Raw genomic sequence first — 15,606 nt, forward strand, 5'->3', positions numbered from 1 at the left:
AATATCGTTATTACTATGGTTAGTAAATTGATACTCAATATCAATTTACTCAGTAGATATTTTTTAAATTTCTAAATCCATACTAATATCATTTGATTTTGTATATATAACGGCATTATTAGAAATGGTAACCGTTGTATCATTAGCTCTTACGGCAAATGAAAAGAACAAACAAAATTTAGTTAATAGAGATAAAATGAAAATGTGCATAATTTTTTTAAACTTTTGTTATTTTAAATTGATTAAAAATATTCTCAGAATCTAATATAGTAAATTCTTAGTGGCATTATAAAAAAATATCTAAATGTAATATAACATATTGATTAAAATATGTTATATTGTTAAAAATAATTAATAAAATAGGATCCATAATAATTGTGGGTATGGTCTTATTATGTGCAATGATAATAATAAGTATAATAGATTAAATGAATAATGATATATTAAATGCTTTTTTACATGGCATCATTTTAGCACTCGGTTTAATAGTACCGCTCGGAGTACAAAATATTTTTATATTTAACCAAGGAGCTACACAACCGAAATTTCAAAAAGCTTTACCAAGTATCATAGCTGCTTCGCTGTGCGATACTATCCTTATATGTATTGCCGTTCTTGGTTTATCTTTGATAATTTTTGAAATTCCTGCACTAAAATTATCTATATTTATTGTTGGATTTATTTTTTTAATTTATATGGGATATAATACTTGGAATCAGCCGCCTATTGATCTTACAATGAATTCGGGAACTTTTTCAGCTAAGAAACAAATTTTATTTGCTATATCGGTGTCAATATTAAATCCGCATGCAATTATGGATACGATTGTAGTAATAGGTACTAACGCTTTAAAGCATAACGGTAGTGCAAAAATTATATTTACCTTAACTTGCATACTTATATCTTGGATGTGGTTTTTTTCTTTAGCAGTTGCAGGTTGTAATATTAGAAAATTAAATAAAAGTAGTACGATTTTAACTATAATTAATAAAATAGCTGCTATTATTATTTGGGTGGTTGCTTTTTATATAGGAGTGCAAATATTGTATGAAATCGGTTTTATTAACTAGAAATATCGAAGAAAACAATGAAACTATAAAGGAAATAAGTAAATATAATCTAGATTTACGTTATATTCATTGCTCTCTAATTAAATATGAAACATTAGATTTTAATATTAATATTTTAGATAATTATTTAAATGTAATCATTACTAGTAAATATGCGGCAAGTATCTTAGCCGATTATACCGCAGATACTTCAAAAGCCTACAGTCAAATAAGCGGCGAGCCTGCACAAGTAGTAAAAATACGTGAGCACAGGCGAGTTCCGAAATTTGACGTACCAAATCTTGAAGCATCAAGGGTATATAACTTGAAACAAGATATTTGGGTAGTAGGTAATAAGTCAAAACAATTATTAGGCAAGAAAGTAGCCTATGTCGCTAAAAACGTCGAAGATTTGATCAAGCATTTTCCTCCTGATTTATATGAGCAGACTATATATTTATCTTCAAATGAAATTACTAAAGATTTACCTAATAAAATAGCTAGACATATCATTTATAATGTAGAATATTTGAATGAGCTGCCCTTATCTATTATAAAGGAATTTAAAAGCGATATTGACTTTGTACTTCTTTATTCTCAGAATAGTGCTACGACTTTAGTAAGATTATTACTGCAAAATAATTTACTAGAATACTTACAAGGTAGTTTAGTTATAGCTATAAGTTTGAAAGTCGCAAATATAGTTAGACCTTTTATAAAAAATGTGATTTATTGTGACTATCAAAACCCTAACGATATAATCAAGTTATTATCCGAAAATGCAAAAATTTGATAGTTTATTTAAAAGTAGAAACATCTTTTTTATAGCAATAGTAATATTTGTCTTATCTTCTTTTACCTTGTACCATAATAGATCTGATATTTTAAAATTGTTTAAAAGTGATGCCAAAGATTTAAGTCAAACATTTGATACGATAGAAGAAAATAAATCAAATATTAGTGAAGAAAAAAATGAAGTACCACTATTATCTACTAAATCTCTTTTAAATTATGTAAGTTCCTTAAAGTTTTCTGAAGCACCGCCCGAACAGAGACTAGAAACTATAGTCAATTCAACCTCATTCGGGGACAAGGAGCCAAGAGTAGAGCCTATAACTAATAGAAAAGTGATGAATGATAAGGTAGGCACATTCAAATCAATTGACGATACTCCTAAATCATATCCTGTAGATTATATTCACTACTTATTAAGCGTAAATTTATTAGTATATAATTTTATGCAAGATAAGGATTATAATAAGGAGCTAGGAATAGTAAATTCCTATCCGTTACCTCAAGATATAAGGAATATTTTAAATAGCTTAGAAGCATATAATAATAATCATCTTTTCTCTAAACCAAGTAGTACGGAAGTAGTTTTTCCTACCAACCATAAATGGCTGGAGAAATTTATTAAAATTGAGAAAAAACCTTCTGCTATGATAATAAAAGAACAAGATAAGGCCTTAGTTTTAGAGAAATTAAACTATCTAATCGATTTTCTTTATTCAGAAAAATTTATGCAAGAGTTTGTAAATAAAGATGCTTAGATTATTGTTAATATGTGCTATTTTTTTACTGTTTTATTTCGGGTTTACTTTAATAGAGAGCTTTGATTCAAAAGTTTTTATTAGTTTATGCGATTATAATATTGAAACTACGTTGTTTTCTAGTCTTATTTCAGGGCTTTCATTACTAATTTCTTGTTCTATTGTCATTAGATTTCTAATATTAATTATCGATTTACCGTCTAAAATACATAATATTTTTAATAAACGAAAAATTAATCATGATAGATATGCTTTAATTTTAGCTTTTGCCGAATATATTATGAGTAATAAAGCTAAATCTGCTTCTATTGCCCGCAAAAATTTATCTTCTGAAGATCTAAAAGATTCACAAGAATTCCATAATTTAATCTTAGCCGTAACTGAAGAGGATGTAGATACAAAAATTTCCTATTTTCAAAAACTTATTACATCTAAAGAATTTGTTTTTTATGGTAGCAAAAACCTAGCGAAGCTTTATTATGAGAAATCTTTGTATAGTGAAGCAGAAAATTATGCAATAAAGGCTTATAATTTAAATGAACTTAATAGTGACAATTTAATTACTTTAATGCGTTGTTACGGAAAGCTTTCTCTATGGACAAAATTTACTTTTATAACGAATAAGCTTACAAAATTTCATAAGCACGGTTCTATACTACCGCAAACTCAAGAAATTGCTGGGTATTATTTATTAGCAGCGAAGCAAGAAGTAGAAAGTAATAATACGGCTAATGCTATAGATTATTTGGAAACGGCTGTAGAGTTAAATTTTTATAACAGTGAATTGCTAGAATTTTACTTTAATTTAAATGATAAGCTTAATGTTAATAAAAAGAGCAAAATATTAAAGGATGCTTTTCGTATTATCCCTTCTTTAAAACTAGTACAGCTATTTAAAAAATTCACTGCTTTATCAGATAGACAAATTTACGAAGAATTAACTAGGGAGTTAGATGCTAAAAAAGATGAGATATTAATTCTGGCGATAGAAGCTTATTTAGAGTTTTAAATGTTGTTACATAGCTTCTTTTATGTCATTCCTGCAAGGCATTGTTGCGTGATTCGGTTTTTTCCGTCATTGCGAAAAGAAACTACAAGCTTCTACGAAGCAATCTAGTAAAAAAATTCTGATTTACAGAATTTTTAATTATTTTTCTAGATTATTGCTTCGCTCCTCGCAAGGCATTGTTACGTGGATCAATTTCACCGCTGTCATCCCGTGATTTATTCACAGGTTTCAGTAAAAATACTAATAATATTAGTATTTTTTATTATTTTCTGGATACCGTGGTCAAGCCACGGTATGACACCGAACGCTTTTTTATATCCACGCAACAATGATGAGTTAGGAATGACACCGAGTGCAGACCGAACCTCTCGAACCACACAACAAAAACTAATATAAAAATAGTTTCTTTTGACTCTTACTAATTTCTTCATTCATACTATTATTATTATTTTGATGATAATTAGATTGAATTGTTATTAAATAATCATTTATTGCTTTAGCAAAATCTTCGGTTCTATGACGAAAGAAATGGTCAGCTCCGCTGATAATTCTATAATCAACTTTAATATGTGATTGTTGCTTAGATAATCTATTTGCTAGATCTTTTACATCATCTGCCGATACTATACTATCGCTATCTCCTTGTAATATAAATCCAGGAATAGGACAGGGTGAAAGAAATGAAAAATCGTATTTGTGAATTGTATTAACCGGCGGTGAAATAGCAATAAAATGATTTATTTCCGGACGTCGCATTACAAGTTGCATAGCTATCCATGCTCCGAACGAAAATCCTAATATCAGATTAGACTGAGCATTTGGGTTATTCTGTTGTAACCAATCAAGGGCTGCCCCTGCATCTACAACTTCTCCGACGCCATTATCAAATTTACCTTGTGATCCCCCTACCCCTCTAAAATTAATACATAAGACGGTATAACCGTTATTTGATAAAATCTTATAGGCGTTAAAAACTACTGTATTATTCATATTACCATCATATAAAGGATGAGGATGAAGCACTAATGCAATAGGAGCGTTAGACAATGCAGCTTTTACATATCTTCCTTCAATTCGTCCTTCCGGACCGTTAAAATAAATTTGCGGCATAGTTACTCATAATATTTAATTTGTTCGATATGATATTTTACCACTTTTTCTTATTAGTGCAACTATTCTTATATTTTAAGCTATTGTCATTAAAATATGACTGTGCTGAACAACAAATGGAATACGGAAAATAGGATTTGAAATATAATATACTGAAAACCTTAGGGAATTGGCAACTCAACCTAAATTTCAAAATCAAAAGTAGAGGCACTTTTAGAATCAAGAAAAAATAACCAGAATAAAGCAGTAAAAAATATTTAGTTTGTATGTATTAGCTGCTACTTTTTACTGAATTCAACTGCGTTCACTATAGTATTTTCGACACTAAAAATAAACGGCGAAAACCTTGGGTTTATGCTGCGTTCACCGTTTAATAGCTTTGTAAAAACATCGAAAATTGACGAATGGCTGGGACGGGAGGATTCGAACCTCCGAATGACGATATCAAAAACCGTTGCCTTACCACTTGGCGACGTCCCAATTTAGAAGTAGAAATTAGAAATGTATATGAATATATATCAATAAATAGTGAAAACGTCAATTATAATAATGATTGTAGGAATAAATTTATTTCATTATTAATCCAATTACCCGCTTGCGTAGATAATAAATTATAAATTTTATCTCTAATCTGTAAGCTTTAAACCGAGGTGTGTTCTGTTATTATGTCATTGCGAGCAGTTTCTTCCATCCATGCGGACGAGGCCGTGAGCAGTCGAAAATGGTTAATTTACACAAAATCTATAATTTATTCATATATAAATTCGTATTTACTGTACTTCAAAACTTAACAAATATTAATATTTGTTAAGTAATTCAAGAGGATATGCAAATGAATTTTAAAGAAACATTACAATTTTGTATTAAGAATATAATGCAAGGATGGGTTAATACTATACCAAATATGACTGGAACATATTTACAGTTAAATCCACTAACATTTACATTATTCTTTTTAACAAACTTAATTCCAAATGTAATATCAAGAGCATTGGTAGATTTTCCTCTAAGGCCGGAAGAAGGAGTGGATAATAGTCGATGAAAAATAACTCCTATAGAATCATCACAAAATAAAACTGATTATTTAATTGTAGATTATCTACCCCAGCAAATTATATTTGATAATAACACAACGACTAAAGCACCGCTTACGCCAACACAAACTCTTAACTTAATTTGTACGTAGGCTGAAAAGTTTTTATGTTATTTTGCTGGGCATGGAGCTAATATTATATTCAAAGATATAACACTTTATGTGTAATAGCTGAGATTCAATCTTACATTTAGTAAAATAAGATAAGTATTAAATAGAGGATTAGAAATGAATCTAAATCAAAAAATAATAAAGCCAAAAATAGGATTACTGGGATTAGCTAGGAGTCTTGGAAGTATATCGTCAGCGTGTAAAGCTATGGGATACAGCAGGGACAGTTATTATAGGTTCAAAGAGCTATATGAAACTGGGGGAGAAGAGGCGTTATATGAGATTAGCCGGAAGAAGCCAATTATAGCAAATAGAGTTGATCCTGCGGTAGAGAGAGCAGTATTAGATATGGCGGTAGAATACCCAGCTTATGGTCAGATGCGAGTATCAAATGAGCTTAAAAAGACTGGTATTCTTGTATCACCTGGGGGGTTAGATCAATTTGGCTACGTAATGATTTAAATAATATCAATAAAAGACTTAAAGCATTAGAAGTAAAAATGGCTCAGGATGGTATTGTTCTTACCGAAGCTCAGTTACAAGTATTAGAGAAACGGCGTAGCGAGAAAGAAGCTCATGGAGAAATAGATACACAGCATCCAGATTATCTAGGATGCCAAGACACATATTATGTAGGTAATTTTAAAGGTATAGACAAGGTATATTCTCAGGTATTTATTGATAGCTATACTAGGGTTACAGATGCTAAATTATATACTGATAAAACAGCTTTTACCGCTACTGACATGCTTAATGATAGAGTACTGCCGTGGTATGAGAGTCAGCAAATACCAGTACTTCGTATTCTAACTGATAGAGGTGGTAAATATAAGGGCAATATAGAGTATCATGCTTTTGAATTGTTCTTAAGCATTGAGGGTATTGAGTATACTACTACTAAAGCATATTCTCCTCAAACAAATGGTATGTGTGAACGCTTTAATAAAACTATGAAACAAGAATTCTTTGATACAGCTATGCGTAAAAAGATTTATACTGATCTTGATGATCTACAACTAGATCTTGATATTTGGTTAGAGCATTACAATAACGAAAGATCACATTCCGGTAAATATCGCTATGGTAAAACGCCTATGCAGACTTTTATGGATAGTAAAAAGTTAGATGTTGAAAAGAATAACGAAATCTTATATCTTGAATACTCATCTGACAGTCATAACTTATCAGACATTCAGATATAGTTTTTATAGTGTCTGTAGGATTAAATCTTGACTTTTACAAATAAAACTTTTTTAAGGACTTACCTACTATATTCAGTCGGCATAATATTTTCATAATATTCTTCCTCTGTCTCTAAAAACGGCTCTGTCCAAGTAATCATACGCGTCAAGTTAAGGGGTGCTTATAAGTTTAAGAGAAGATAAAGTAGATTTTTTTGTTTTCCTATATTTATCTTTTAAACAAAAATTTACCCAAGCTATTCGTAAATTTTTAAAGAAGTTTTTCAACTTATTTATCGATTTTTTAAACGTCAAAGTTAGTTCTGGTACTCGCCTTTTAAATTCTAGAAAAGCCTTAGTCATGCTAACTTCCTGATTTATTTTTGATATAAGGCAGTTAGATATAGCATGAAAAATTATAATGCCACATAGCTTAGCATAAAGCTCACATAATACCCTAGATGAATCACTTTTTCCTTTAAGAGATTCTATTTAAAATGACTTTTATATAACCTAAATAATAACTCAATTTGCCATCTTGCTCTATATATCGTTGCTATATGCTTGATACTGACTTGACTCTCAGGAATATTAGTAATAAATATTGACCAATCAAGTAAATTTTGATTTCTTTGAGAAGACTTATAGCCACGTGCTTTTGCAAGTGTATTCGCCTTCCTTTTCCTGATATCAGATTGTTCTTTTGTAAGCTTATGGCAGACGATCCTAACCGGTAGTAATGATTTCTTGCTAAGTAAAATATCACCTTGTCAAAAAGTTACTTTCTCTAATAACTCAAGTAAATCTAATTTATTTCTAGCTCTATCATATATATTAGTATCAGTCTTGTAACGACTAATAAAATAAGCGCCTTTAGCACTTAAGGAACTAAAAGACTTAGGAACAAAATACCCTAAATCTGCTATCAATAAATCATTAGGATTAATATCCTGTAAATAATCTTTATAACCTTGATCTGATCGTGCCCCCGCAAGAATATCTATGTTACTTATTGTTTGTGTTGAATAATTATATAATGTGCAGCTTGATCGAAGCTTTTACTCTACGCTCATGATCCTTAAATCCTGACCCATGCCCCTTATATAATCTTTCCATATTGTCGGGCAATTTTATATTGCTGCTATCAAGTAACTTAACGTTATTAAATTTCTGTAATATCCCGCAATCAAGCTTAAAACTATTTGCAAATAAACCGATATTTTCTCATACATACTCCTCATAAAATCCACTGCAGAGTTACTAAATCTGAAATCTAGGCCTTGCTTACTTATTATTACTGATTCTTCATGTAATAATTGACACATTCTTTCTATGTTACAATCAGCATCACTCAAATTACCCAATACTAATGCTTGTGCAAACGAACAGCCGGTTAATCCTCTTCTCCCCTTGATAAAACCGCTGCTAATTGCAACTCTGATAGCTGTTTCTGTTAAAAACTCTTTGACTCTATTCGGTAGTTTTGTTATATTTTTCATTGTATAAGTCCCTTAGCGTTACAGTACTAATACCTATACTCTTTACCTCCTTTTTTAAGTAGCGCTTTTTTCTAAATTTCTTGCAAATTGCTTACTGCCTTTCCTTAACTTGACGCGTGTGCTTATTTGGACAGAGTCAATTAAATCTTGACTTTTACACTTTATGGTAGATTATATACTTCAAGTGATAATCACCCAACTCTTACTGAATTCGAATATCAAATCTTTGAAAATCAACTTAGCAAAGTTTCAGCAGCATGTAACAAGTTAGCTTTTGAGGCAATAAATCCAGAGGCATTAATTTCTATTGCTTGTAAGTGGACTAAAGATGTGTGTGATCATTTAGTAATAAAAGAATTTGAAGGCCTTGCATGCAATAGTAGTGGTATAGTAAGTGATGGTAGAGGGTTAGATGTAATAGATATGCATAGTGAGCAGTTTCATCATTTTATGCATTCTGATAATTTTAGAGTAATTAATCCTATTAATTCTGCAATAGAGTTATGTGGTAATAGCAATTATGGAATATAAAATAAATATTTTTCTTCACAAAATCTAGGTTCTGTGAAGATTGTCAAAAAGATTTATCTCATTATCAAACCAACTTTTAGCTTTTGGAGATAATAAATCATAAATTTTAGCTCTAATTTTATTATAATATTCTTTGATATAGCTTATTTCATCAATATTAAGTAGTTTCACATCAATCAATTTACTAGCATAAGGTACTAGGCTTAAGGTCTCAAATTCAAGCCACTCACTATTTTCTTTTACATACATCAAATTCTCAATTCTAATACCATATTTTCCAGGGATATAAAATCCAGGTTCATTAGATAAGATCATACCTGGCTGAAGTACAGTTTTATTACGAAGATTTATGCTTTGAGGTCCTTCATGAACGCTCAAGGAGCTCCCTACCCCATGACCTGTACCGTGTGGATAATCTAGCATTTCTTGCCATAAATATTGCCGAGCTAGTATATCAAGATTAGCTCCCGTGACGATATTTTTAGGAAATTTGGCTCTTGCTAAAGCAATATGTCCTTTAAGTACTTGCGTATAACGCTTTTTTTGCTCAACAGTTGCTTCACCTATCACGATTGTTCTAGTTATATCGGTAGTAGCACCACTATATTGACCGCCGGAATCTATCAGTAATATCCCCTGCCTCTCAATCTTCTTAGCAGCTTTTTGGTCAGCTCTATAATGAATAATGGCACTATTTTCCTGAAATCCGCAAATAGCAGGAAAACTATCTGAAACATAACCCTCTTGTCTGGCTCTATATTCTGTAAGCTTTAAACCGAGGGTGTGTTCTGTTATTGTATCATTCCTGTTCTCTCTTATGTCATTCCCGCGAAGGTGGGAATCCATATTATGTTTTTCTGGATCCCTGTTTTCACGGGGATGACATTGAGAAAAATCAGTAAAAAACTCGCACAAAACTACTGCATCTTTAATATGAAAGTCGATTGCATGCTTAATCTCTACATCATTTTTACAAGCTTTCGGCATTAAACACGGATCGGTAATTTTCTGTACTTGCTTATCAGCTATTAAGCCCATTATATGAACCGATGCTATACTATCATCGATGAAAATGTTCTCATTATCTTTTAAAATATTTACAAATTCTTCTTCCGGTAAAATTGTTATTTCAGGACGAGCATTAATAATTTCGGCATCGATTCTTAACGGGTCGATAAATAGATATAATTTTGTAGGTGTAATTATTACTTTTGCAAACATTAAAGGTGTATAAGCAACATCACTAGCTCGTAAGTTTAGTAACCAGCATATGGAAGAGCTATCAAGAATGACTAAGGTGTATTGCTCGGTGTCATTCCGTGGCCACGCCACGGGATCCAAAAAACAATTATTATTAACAGCTTTATGTTTACTGGATCCCGCGGCGGGGCTGCGGGATGACAATAGGGTTTCACGACATTTACTTATCTTATCAACATGACTAACGCCCGCAAATTTAATATCATGTAGATAGACCTTAGAATTTGGCTCTAATGGCTGATTATGCCAAATCTTATCAACTAAATTTCCTTTAATCTTACACAAAATGTCATCCCGCGGCTTGACCGCGGGATCTAGTAAAATTAAATTTGATATAGCAAGATAAGTAAATAATTCAGGATCGTAACCTATTTTTGTACCTTTACCAAACTTAGATATCTCTTTTAAGGAGAAAACCTTAAAAATTTGCAGATCAAGCTCTTTACTTGCTTGCTCTAAATAACGCCCATCGGTAAAAAATAATGCCGTATCTTTACATATAACAGCTATACCGTTTGAACCGGTAAAACCTGTTATATATTCAAGCCTTTTGGCACACTCAGGTACATATTCGCTCATATATTTATCGTTAGACGGAATGATGTAACCATCTATATCGTATTCCGGAAATAAGCTTCTAAGTAGATTAATGCGATCTTTTATCATATGTTGTCATACCGCGACTTGACCGCGGTATCCATTGAGTATTTTTTTAGATACCGCGGTCAAGCCGCGGTATGACATAGGCTAAAGCTTATCTCTCTCACTCCCCCTATACCATCCATAATATAAAGGGATACCAAGAATAGCAAAAGAACTAGCTATAATCAGAGTTTTAACAGGTGTTTCATAGATAACCCATGCACAAAAGATGATCGATATTATGGTTATAAGTAAATAATAATAAGAAAAATTTTCTTTTGAGCTAAAAATCACCTTTAAAAATGCTAAACTACAAATCAAATAGACGAATAAAAATGTTATTGCCGAGAAATCTATTATTTGTGTAATCTGTTCAGCAAAATTATCATTTGCTGTAAAAACTAATAAAGGCACAATACCAAGGCAGCTTACAGTAATTCCCCATACAGGTGCGTTATTATTATTCTTTTTAGCAAAAAATTTCGGTAGTAACCCGCCTTCTGCAAGCCCAAGAGCAATTTGTCCGCTAGTTAGCACCCAAGCATTGAGTGTACCTATACATATAATCGAGGCTATAACCGTAATTACGCTTGACCATTTACCACCGAATAATAATGCAGCGGCATCGGCATAAGGAGCTTTAGAGCTAATAAGCTCTGAAGCAGGGATTAAACCCATTATACCTATGCTATTTATAATATATAACACCGCTACACAAAAAGTTCCAAGTATTATAGCTCGTGGAATAGTCCTAGCTGGATTTTTTACCGCACCTGCCGTAGTAGTTGCGCATTCTACTCCGATAAATCCCCAAAAAGTAAGAAGTGCAACTCTTCCCATAATAGTCGGAATGCTTAAGTTCTCTACTTCCTCAGCAATAGCTATATTATCTATATTAAAATGCGATAAAGCACATAAACCTACCACAAGCAATGGGACAAATTTTAAGAGAGTCAAATAAAACTCAGCTTTTCCTGCTACTTCAGGACCTTTTAAATTTAAAACCGCAATAGCACCTAATAATATTATCTGTAATATTAAATCCAAAATCGCTTGTGATTTGAAAAAAGGCGTTAGGTAACCTATTGCTGAGATAACAACTATGCTAGTACTAACAAAGGATATAACCCAGTAAGTGAAGCCGGTGAAGAAGGCTATTTTATCCCCGAAACTTTCCCGTATATAAACGTGAGGACCGCCTGTTTTAGGAAATTTTGCACAAAGACTTGAGAATACAAGGGCTATACTCATAGCACCGAATAGCGACAACACCCAGCCCCAAATGCTGTATATACCGAATGGAGCTAAGCTTAAAGGCAATATAAAGACGCCAGTACCGATTTGACTGCCGGTTACTAAGGCAAAAACTGCCAAGAAACCTAATTTTTGTGACATAATTTCGTTATTGATTTAATTCTCAGAAATGGCTTTAATATAGCTGAAATAATGATTTTACGCAACTTATTTTAGAAAACACAATTTCCTTCCTAATTATTTTTATATTATGAAAGTACAAAAAATAATAAAATATAAAATATTTTTGAGCAGTATTATTTTAGCTATTTATCTTAATGTTGAGCCTCTTTATACTCCTACTGCCTTAATTACGTCACCTACTCTTATTTACTTTCCTAAATATATTGCTCATAGATCATTAACTTCTAAAAAATTTCAAGGTAATAATTTAGAAGCAATACAAAATGCTTTAATGAGCTACGTAGACGAAATAGAAGTAGATGTTAGATTATCAAGAGACGGAATTCCTTTTTTATATCATGCTGAAACTTTAGAAGAAGCTACAAACGGATTTGGTAAACCAGAAGATTATAAGTGAGAGCAACTCAAACTATTATCATATAAAAACAATAATCAGAAATTATTGACATTAACTGATCTTTTTAATTTAGTCGGTTCACAAAATTTATTTTTTAGATGTAAAAAGTGATAAAATTTTTAATCATGAATTTTGTTCTAAAATCACTGAGTTAATAAATAAATATCATATTGAAGAAAGAGTTTTTGTAGAGTCATTTAACCCTTTCTTTTTAGCATTAATGCGTCTCAATTCCCGAAATATTTTGTTGGTATATGACTATACAACAAATTCACAAGCAGGAGATGAGGAAATACAAACACAATTCGATTGAATCCCTTGGATATTAAAACAACCTTTTTCCAAGAACAAATCAGAAGAATAATAAGACCTGGTATGCTAGGGATTAGATTTAATACCCCAATAAAATTAATTAAACCATTAATAGATCATGGTTATCCAATTATGATATGGACTGTAGGTGATAAACAAATTGCCGGAGATTTTTTTAACTTAGGAGTTAAATCTATCCAAACTAATAAACCGTTAGAGCTAATTAAAACACAAGAATCTGGACCTTTTATTATTTATGATGCAGGGGGCACAATCAGCAAACCAAGTTTAATAATCCATACTAAAAACATATATGATATTATAGGAGCAATTAAAAAAGCAAAATTAAACAATAAAAAATTACTATTGCTGGACGTAAACACTCTATGAGGGACAATCTATTTTAAATGATTCGATTCATTTAGATATGATGGAAATTAGTAAAGTAGTTTATAACCCTGTAACACAAACAATTACTATAGGTGCCGGTGCTACGTGGAAGAATGTTCAAAATGTGCTTGACCAATATAACCGTTCTATGAAAGTAATGTGGTCAGATAATATTTTTACCCTTGGCGGTACACTTAGTGTTAATTCTCATGGGTGGCAGGTTAACGCTCCGCCCATCTCTTCAACAGTATTATCTTTAAAAACAATAACTGCCGATGGGATAAAGAGATATAAATAAATATACTGAACCGGAACTTTTTCAGACTGTTTTAGGAGGCTACGGTTTATTTAGTGTTATAGTTGAAGCAGGGCTTATAACGGTAGAAAATCCACAAGTTATTTTTCATGCAAAATTTATGAATTATAAAGATTTTATAAATAACTTTAAAATTTACATAACTGAAAATTCCGATGCTGAGCTTGCTTATGGCTGTTTATAAGTAGAAAAAATCACTTATTTGAAGAGGCGAGTTTGTTTTGGTATGAAAAAACTAACAAGGAGAAACTTACAAAAATACAACCTGAATCTTTAATAGCTTTAAAAAGAGGAATTTTTAGAATACCTCAATATTTTAACCTAGGTAAAAAGATAAGATGGAATATTGAGAAATTATATGCACAAAAAATGAGTATTAAATCCCCTATTTCTAGGAATAGTGCTATGAACACCAATATACATATGTTATGGCCTCTTTATGGAACCGATAAGGACATTTTGCAAGAATATTTTATACCTAAGGAGCAATTAAGCAAATTTATAGAAATTTTTAAAAATATGTGCTGGATTTTAATATGAATATCTTAAATGTTACTATTAGAGAAGTAAAGCAAGATAATATCTTCCTACTTTCTTATGCGAATACTGATGCTTTCGGTGTAGTATGCCTTTTCTCACAAAATCTTACATCATAAGAAGAGGGAGAGATGGAAAATTTCACAAAAGCAATTATTGATGAAGTAATAAGATTAAATGGTACGTTTTATTTGCCGTATAGATTACATTATAACATAAGCCAATTACAAAAAAGTTATCCAAACCTCTTATATTAGTTATAAATAAAAGAAAATGGGATCTGGATCATATCTTTAGCAGTGAATTTTTAAACATATTGATAGTGCAAATTATAAATTGAACTATCACACACTAAAAGATTTACCGCAGCCGCAATTTGCTTTTTCATTGGGATTGGTGAAAGTGAATTGGGATTTGAATTTAGTCTCTATATAATCCATTTCAGAACCTAGAATATACATTAACGCCTTTGGATCGATTAGTATCCGCACGCCTTTCTCTTCGACTACCTCATCGAATTGATTTTTACTATCTGCATACTCAACGTAATAAGTTTGACCGGCACAACCGCCGGCTTTAACCCCTACCCTAATGCCAAAGGTAGGCTTGGCTCGTTTTTCTATTAGTAATTTTACTTGCTTTGCAGCAGAATCGGTTAATGAAATAACGTTTTTCATTCTTTACTGTTTTCTTTTTTCTGTTTGTAGTCGACTATGGCTGCCTTTATTGCATCTTCAGCAAGGAGTGAGCAATGTAATTTTACAGGCGGCAGCGACAACTCTTTTGCTATTTCAGTATTTTTAATCTTTCCGGCATCATTTATCGATCTTCCTTTAACCCATTCTGTTAATAAAGAACTTGAAGCAATAGCTGAACCGCATCCGAATGTTTTAAATTTAGCATCCGTAATAATCTCGTCATCGTCAACTTCGATTTGTAACTTCATCACATCACCGCAAGCAGGAGCTCCAACAAGCCCCGTACCGACGTTTTTTTTCTCTTTATCAAGTGACCCGACATTACGAGGGTTTTCATAATGATCTATCACTTTTTTGCTGTAAGCCATTGTTATTCTCTAAAATTTAATTTTTAATTGCATCTTTTACCGTTGTATATGTCAATTCCCGCGAAGGCGGGAATCCAGAAAAAAGCATAAACGCAGCAAGATTTAAAAATTGAAAG

15 protein-coding genes, 1 tRNA gene and 2 pseudogenes are annotated in these 15,606 nt (G+C 31.6%); 11 read left to right on the forward strand and 7 right to left on the reverse strand.

Annotation, left to right across the window (positions count from 1 at the left end; translation table 11 throughout):
- Positions 1-428 precede the first annotated feature (428 nt).
- From AAGD46_RS04470 to AAGD46_RS04485, 4 genes are read left to right on the forward strand one after another with little or no spacing between them, the layout of a single operon-like run.
- The gene (locus AAGD46_RS04470; RefSeq protein ID WP_341786702.1) at positions 429-1,070 is read left to right on the forward strand and encodes a LysE/ArgO family amino acid transporter; all 642 of its coding nucleotides are present in this window, start codon (positions 429-431) and stop codon (positions 1,068-1,070) included.
- Positions 1,048-1,842 carry a palindromic element RPE5 domain-containing protein gene (locus AAGD46_RS04475; protein WP_341786703.1) on the forward strand — a complete coding sequence of 265 codons (795 nt, stop codon included), beginning with the start codon at positions 1,048-1,050 and terminating at the stop codon, positions 1,840-1,842. Before AAGD46_RS04470 ends, AAGD46_RS04475 begins: the two co-directional genes overlap by 23 nt.
- Complete coding sequence (locus tag AAGD46_RS04480) at positions 1,829-2,599, forward strand: palindromic element RPE2 domain-containing protein (protein WP_341786705.1); 771 nt, start codon at positions 1,829-1,831, stop codon at positions 2,597-2,599. The genes AAGD46_RS04475 and AAGD46_RS04480 overlap by 14 nt, the downstream gene beginning before the upstream one ends.
- Positions 2,592-3,608, forward strand: coding sequence for a hypothetical protein (locus AAGD46_RS04485; protein ID WP_341786706.1), 1,017 nt, complete (start codon positions 2,592-2,594; stop codon positions 3,606-3,608). Before AAGD46_RS04480 ends, AAGD46_RS04485 begins: the two co-directional genes overlap by 8 nt.
- A gap of 387 nt (positions 3,609-3,995) precedes the next feature.
- Here the strand turns inward: AAGD46_RS04485 and AAGD46_RS04495 are convergent, their stop codons facing one another.
- Together AAGD46_RS04495 and AAGD46_RS04500 are read right to left on the reverse strand one after the other, a co-directional pair.
- Positions 3,996-4,718: an alpha/beta hydrolase gene (locus AAGD46_RS04495; RefSeq protein ID WP_341786707.1), complete on the reverse strand. Its 723-nt coding sequence runs from the start codon at positions 4,716-4,718 to the stop codon at positions 3,996-3,998.
- A gap of 405 nt (positions 4,719-5,123) precedes the next feature.
- Positions 5,124-5,198 (reverse strand) — tRNA-Gln (locus tag AAGD46_RS04500).
- Between the two features lie 346 nt (positions 5,199-5,544).
- On the opposite strand from AAGD46_RS04500, the gene AAGD46_RS04505 reads away from it, so the two are divergent.
- Positions 5,545-5,760 (forward strand): hypothetical protein, encoded by a 216-nt coding sequence (locus tag AAGD46_RS04505; protein WP_341786708.1) that lies wholly within the window; start codon positions 5,545-5,547, stop codon positions 5,758-5,760.
- A 279-nt stretch (positions 5,761-6,039) separates the two neighbouring features.
- Positions 6,040-7,124: pseudogene (locus tag AAGD46_RS04510) on the forward strand (IS481 family transposase).
- A gap of 150 nt (positions 7,125-7,274) precedes the next feature.
- Here AAGD46_RS04510 and AAGD46_RS04515 read toward each other — a convergent pair.
- A pseudogene (locus AAGD46_RS04515) lies at positions 7,275-8,602 on the reverse strand (IS4 family transposase).
- 147 nt (positions 8,603-8,749) lie between these two features.
- On the opposite strand from AAGD46_RS04515, the gene AAGD46_RS04520 reads away from it, so the two are divergent.
- The gene (locus AAGD46_RS04520) at positions 8,750-9,133 is read left to right on the forward strand and encodes a hypothetical protein (RefSeq protein ID WP_341786709.1); all 384 of its coding nucleotides are present in this window, start codon (positions 8,750-8,752) and stop codon (positions 9,131-9,133) included.
- Between the two features lie 24 nt (positions 9,134-9,157).
- Here the strand turns inward: AAGD46_RS04520 and AAGD46_RS04525 are convergent, their stop codons facing one another.
- Both AAGD46_RS04525 and AAGD46_RS04530 read right to left on the reverse strand, forming a co-directional pair.
- Positions 9,158-11,059 carry an aminopeptidase P family protein gene (locus AAGD46_RS04525; RefSeq protein WP_341786710.1) on the reverse strand — a complete coding sequence of 634 codons (1,902 nt, stop codon included), beginning with the start codon at positions 11,057-11,059 and terminating at the stop codon, positions 9,158-9,160.
- An 81-nt stretch (positions 11,060-11,140) separates the two neighbouring features.
- The gene (locus AAGD46_RS04530) at positions 11,141-12,430 is read right to left on the reverse strand and encodes an amino acid permease (RefSeq protein WP_341786711.1); all 1,290 of its coding nucleotides are present in this window, start codon (positions 12,428-12,430) and stop codon (positions 11,141-11,143) included.
- Between the two features lie 109 nt (positions 12,431-12,539).
- Between AAGD46_RS04530 and AAGD46_RS04535 the strand changes: the two genes are divergently transcribed.
- The 4 genes from AAGD46_RS04535 to AAGD46_RS04550 all read left to right on the forward strand — a co-directional run bounded on the left by AAGD46_RS04535 (position 12,540) and on the right by AAGD46_RS04550 (position 14,427).
- Positions 12,540-12,869 carry a glycerophosphodiester phosphodiesterase family protein gene (locus tag AAGD46_RS04535; RefSeq protein WP_341786712.1) on the forward strand — a complete coding sequence of 110 codons (330 nt, stop codon included), beginning with the start codon at positions 12,540-12,542 and terminating at the stop codon, positions 12,867-12,869.
- A gap of 309 nt (positions 12,870-13,178) precedes the next feature.
- A complete protein-coding gene (locus AAGD46_RS04540; protein WP_341786713.1) occupies positions 13,179-13,571 on the forward strand; it encodes a hypothetical protein in 393 nt (130 codons plus the stop codon).
- A gap of 37 nt (positions 13,572-13,608) precedes the next feature.
- Positions 13,609-13,869 carry an FAD-binding protein gene (locus AAGD46_RS04545; RefSeq protein ID WP_341786714.1) on the forward strand — a complete coding sequence of 87 codons (261 nt, stop codon included), beginning with the start codon at positions 13,609-13,611 and terminating at the stop codon, positions 13,867-13,869.
- 234 nt (positions 13,870-14,103) lie between these two features.
- Positions 14,104-14,427, forward strand: a complete 324-nt coding sequence (locus tag AAGD46_RS04550) for a hypothetical protein (RefSeq protein ID WP_341786715.1) — start codon at positions 14,104-14,106, stop codon at positions 14,425-14,427.
- 341 nt (positions 14,428-14,768) lie between these two features.
- Here AAGD46_RS04550 and AAGD46_RS04555 read toward each other — a convergent pair whose 3' ends face one another.
- Entirely contained in the window at positions 14,769-15,101 is a 333-nt protein-coding gene (locus AAGD46_RS04555) for an iron-sulfur cluster assembly accessory protein (RefSeq protein WP_341786716.1), read from the reverse strand.
- Complete coding sequence (gene iscU, locus AAGD46_RS04560) at positions 15,098-15,490, reverse strand: Fe-S cluster assembly scaffold IscU (RefSeq protein WP_341786717.1); 393 nt, start codon at positions 15,488-15,490, stop codon at positions 15,098-15,100. The genes AAGD46_RS04555 and iscU overlap by 4 nt, the downstream gene beginning before the upstream one ends.
- Positions 15,491-15,606: the final 116 nt, after the last annotated feature.

The organism is Rickettsia endosymbiont of Cantharis rufa, assembly GCF_964026445.1.
Lineage (GTDB): Bacteria > Pseudomonadota > Alphaproteobacteria > Rickettsiales > Rickettsiaceae > Rickettsia.

What these genes read in the sequence shown, in the direction of transcription:
- AAGD46_RS04545 (WP_341786714.1), top strand. Translation starts at nt 13,609, where the DNA reads ATGATGGAAATTAGTAAAGTAGTTTATAACCCTGTAACACAAACAATT.
- iscU (WP_341786717.1), bottom strand. Translation starts at nt 15,490, where the DNA reads ATGGCTTACAGCAAAAAAGTGATAGATCATTATGAAAACCCTCGTAAT.
- AAGD46_RS04480 (WP_341786705.1), top strand. Translation starts at nt 1,829, where the DNA reads ATGCAAAAATTTGATAGTTTATTTAAAAGTAGAAACATCTTTTTTATA.
- AAGD46_RS04470 (WP_341786702.1), top strand. Translation starts at nt 429, where the DNA reads ATGAATAATGATATATTAAATGCTTTTTTACATGGCATCATTTTAGCA.
- AAGD46_RS04535 (WP_341786712.1), top strand. Translation starts at nt 12,540, where the DNA reads ATGAAAGTACAAAAAATAATAAAATATAAAATATTTTTGAGCAGTATT.
- AAGD46_RS04475 (WP_341786703.1), top strand. Translation starts at nt 1,048, where the DNA reads ATGAAATCGGTTTTATTAACTAGAAATATCGAAGAAAACAATGAAACT.
- AAGD46_RS04530 (WP_341786711.1), bottom strand. Translation starts at nt 12,430, where the DNA reads ATGTCACAAAAATTAGGTTTCTTGGCAGTTTTTGCCTTAGTAACCGGC.
- AAGD46_RS04495 (WP_341786707.1), bottom strand. Translation starts at nt 4,718, where the DNA reads ATGCCGCAAATTTATTTTAACGGTCCGGAAGGACGAATTGAAGGAAGA.
- AAGD46_RS04485 (WP_341786706.1), top strand. Translation starts at nt 2,592, where the DNA reads ATGCTTAGATTATTGTTAATATGTGCTATTTTTTTACTGTTTTATTTC.
- AAGD46_RS04525 (WP_341786710.1), bottom strand. Translation starts at nt 11,059, where the DNA reads ATGATAAAAGATCGCATTAATCTACTTAGAAGCTTATTTCCGGAATAC.
- AAGD46_RS04505 (WP_341786708.1), top strand. Translation starts at nt 5,545, where the DNA reads ATGCAAATGAATTTTAAAGAAACATTACAATTTTGTATTAAGAATATA.
- AAGD46_RS04555 (WP_341786716.1), bottom strand. Translation starts at nt 15,101, where the DNA reads ATGAAAAACGTTATTTCATTAACCGATTCTGCTGCAAAGCAAGTAAAA.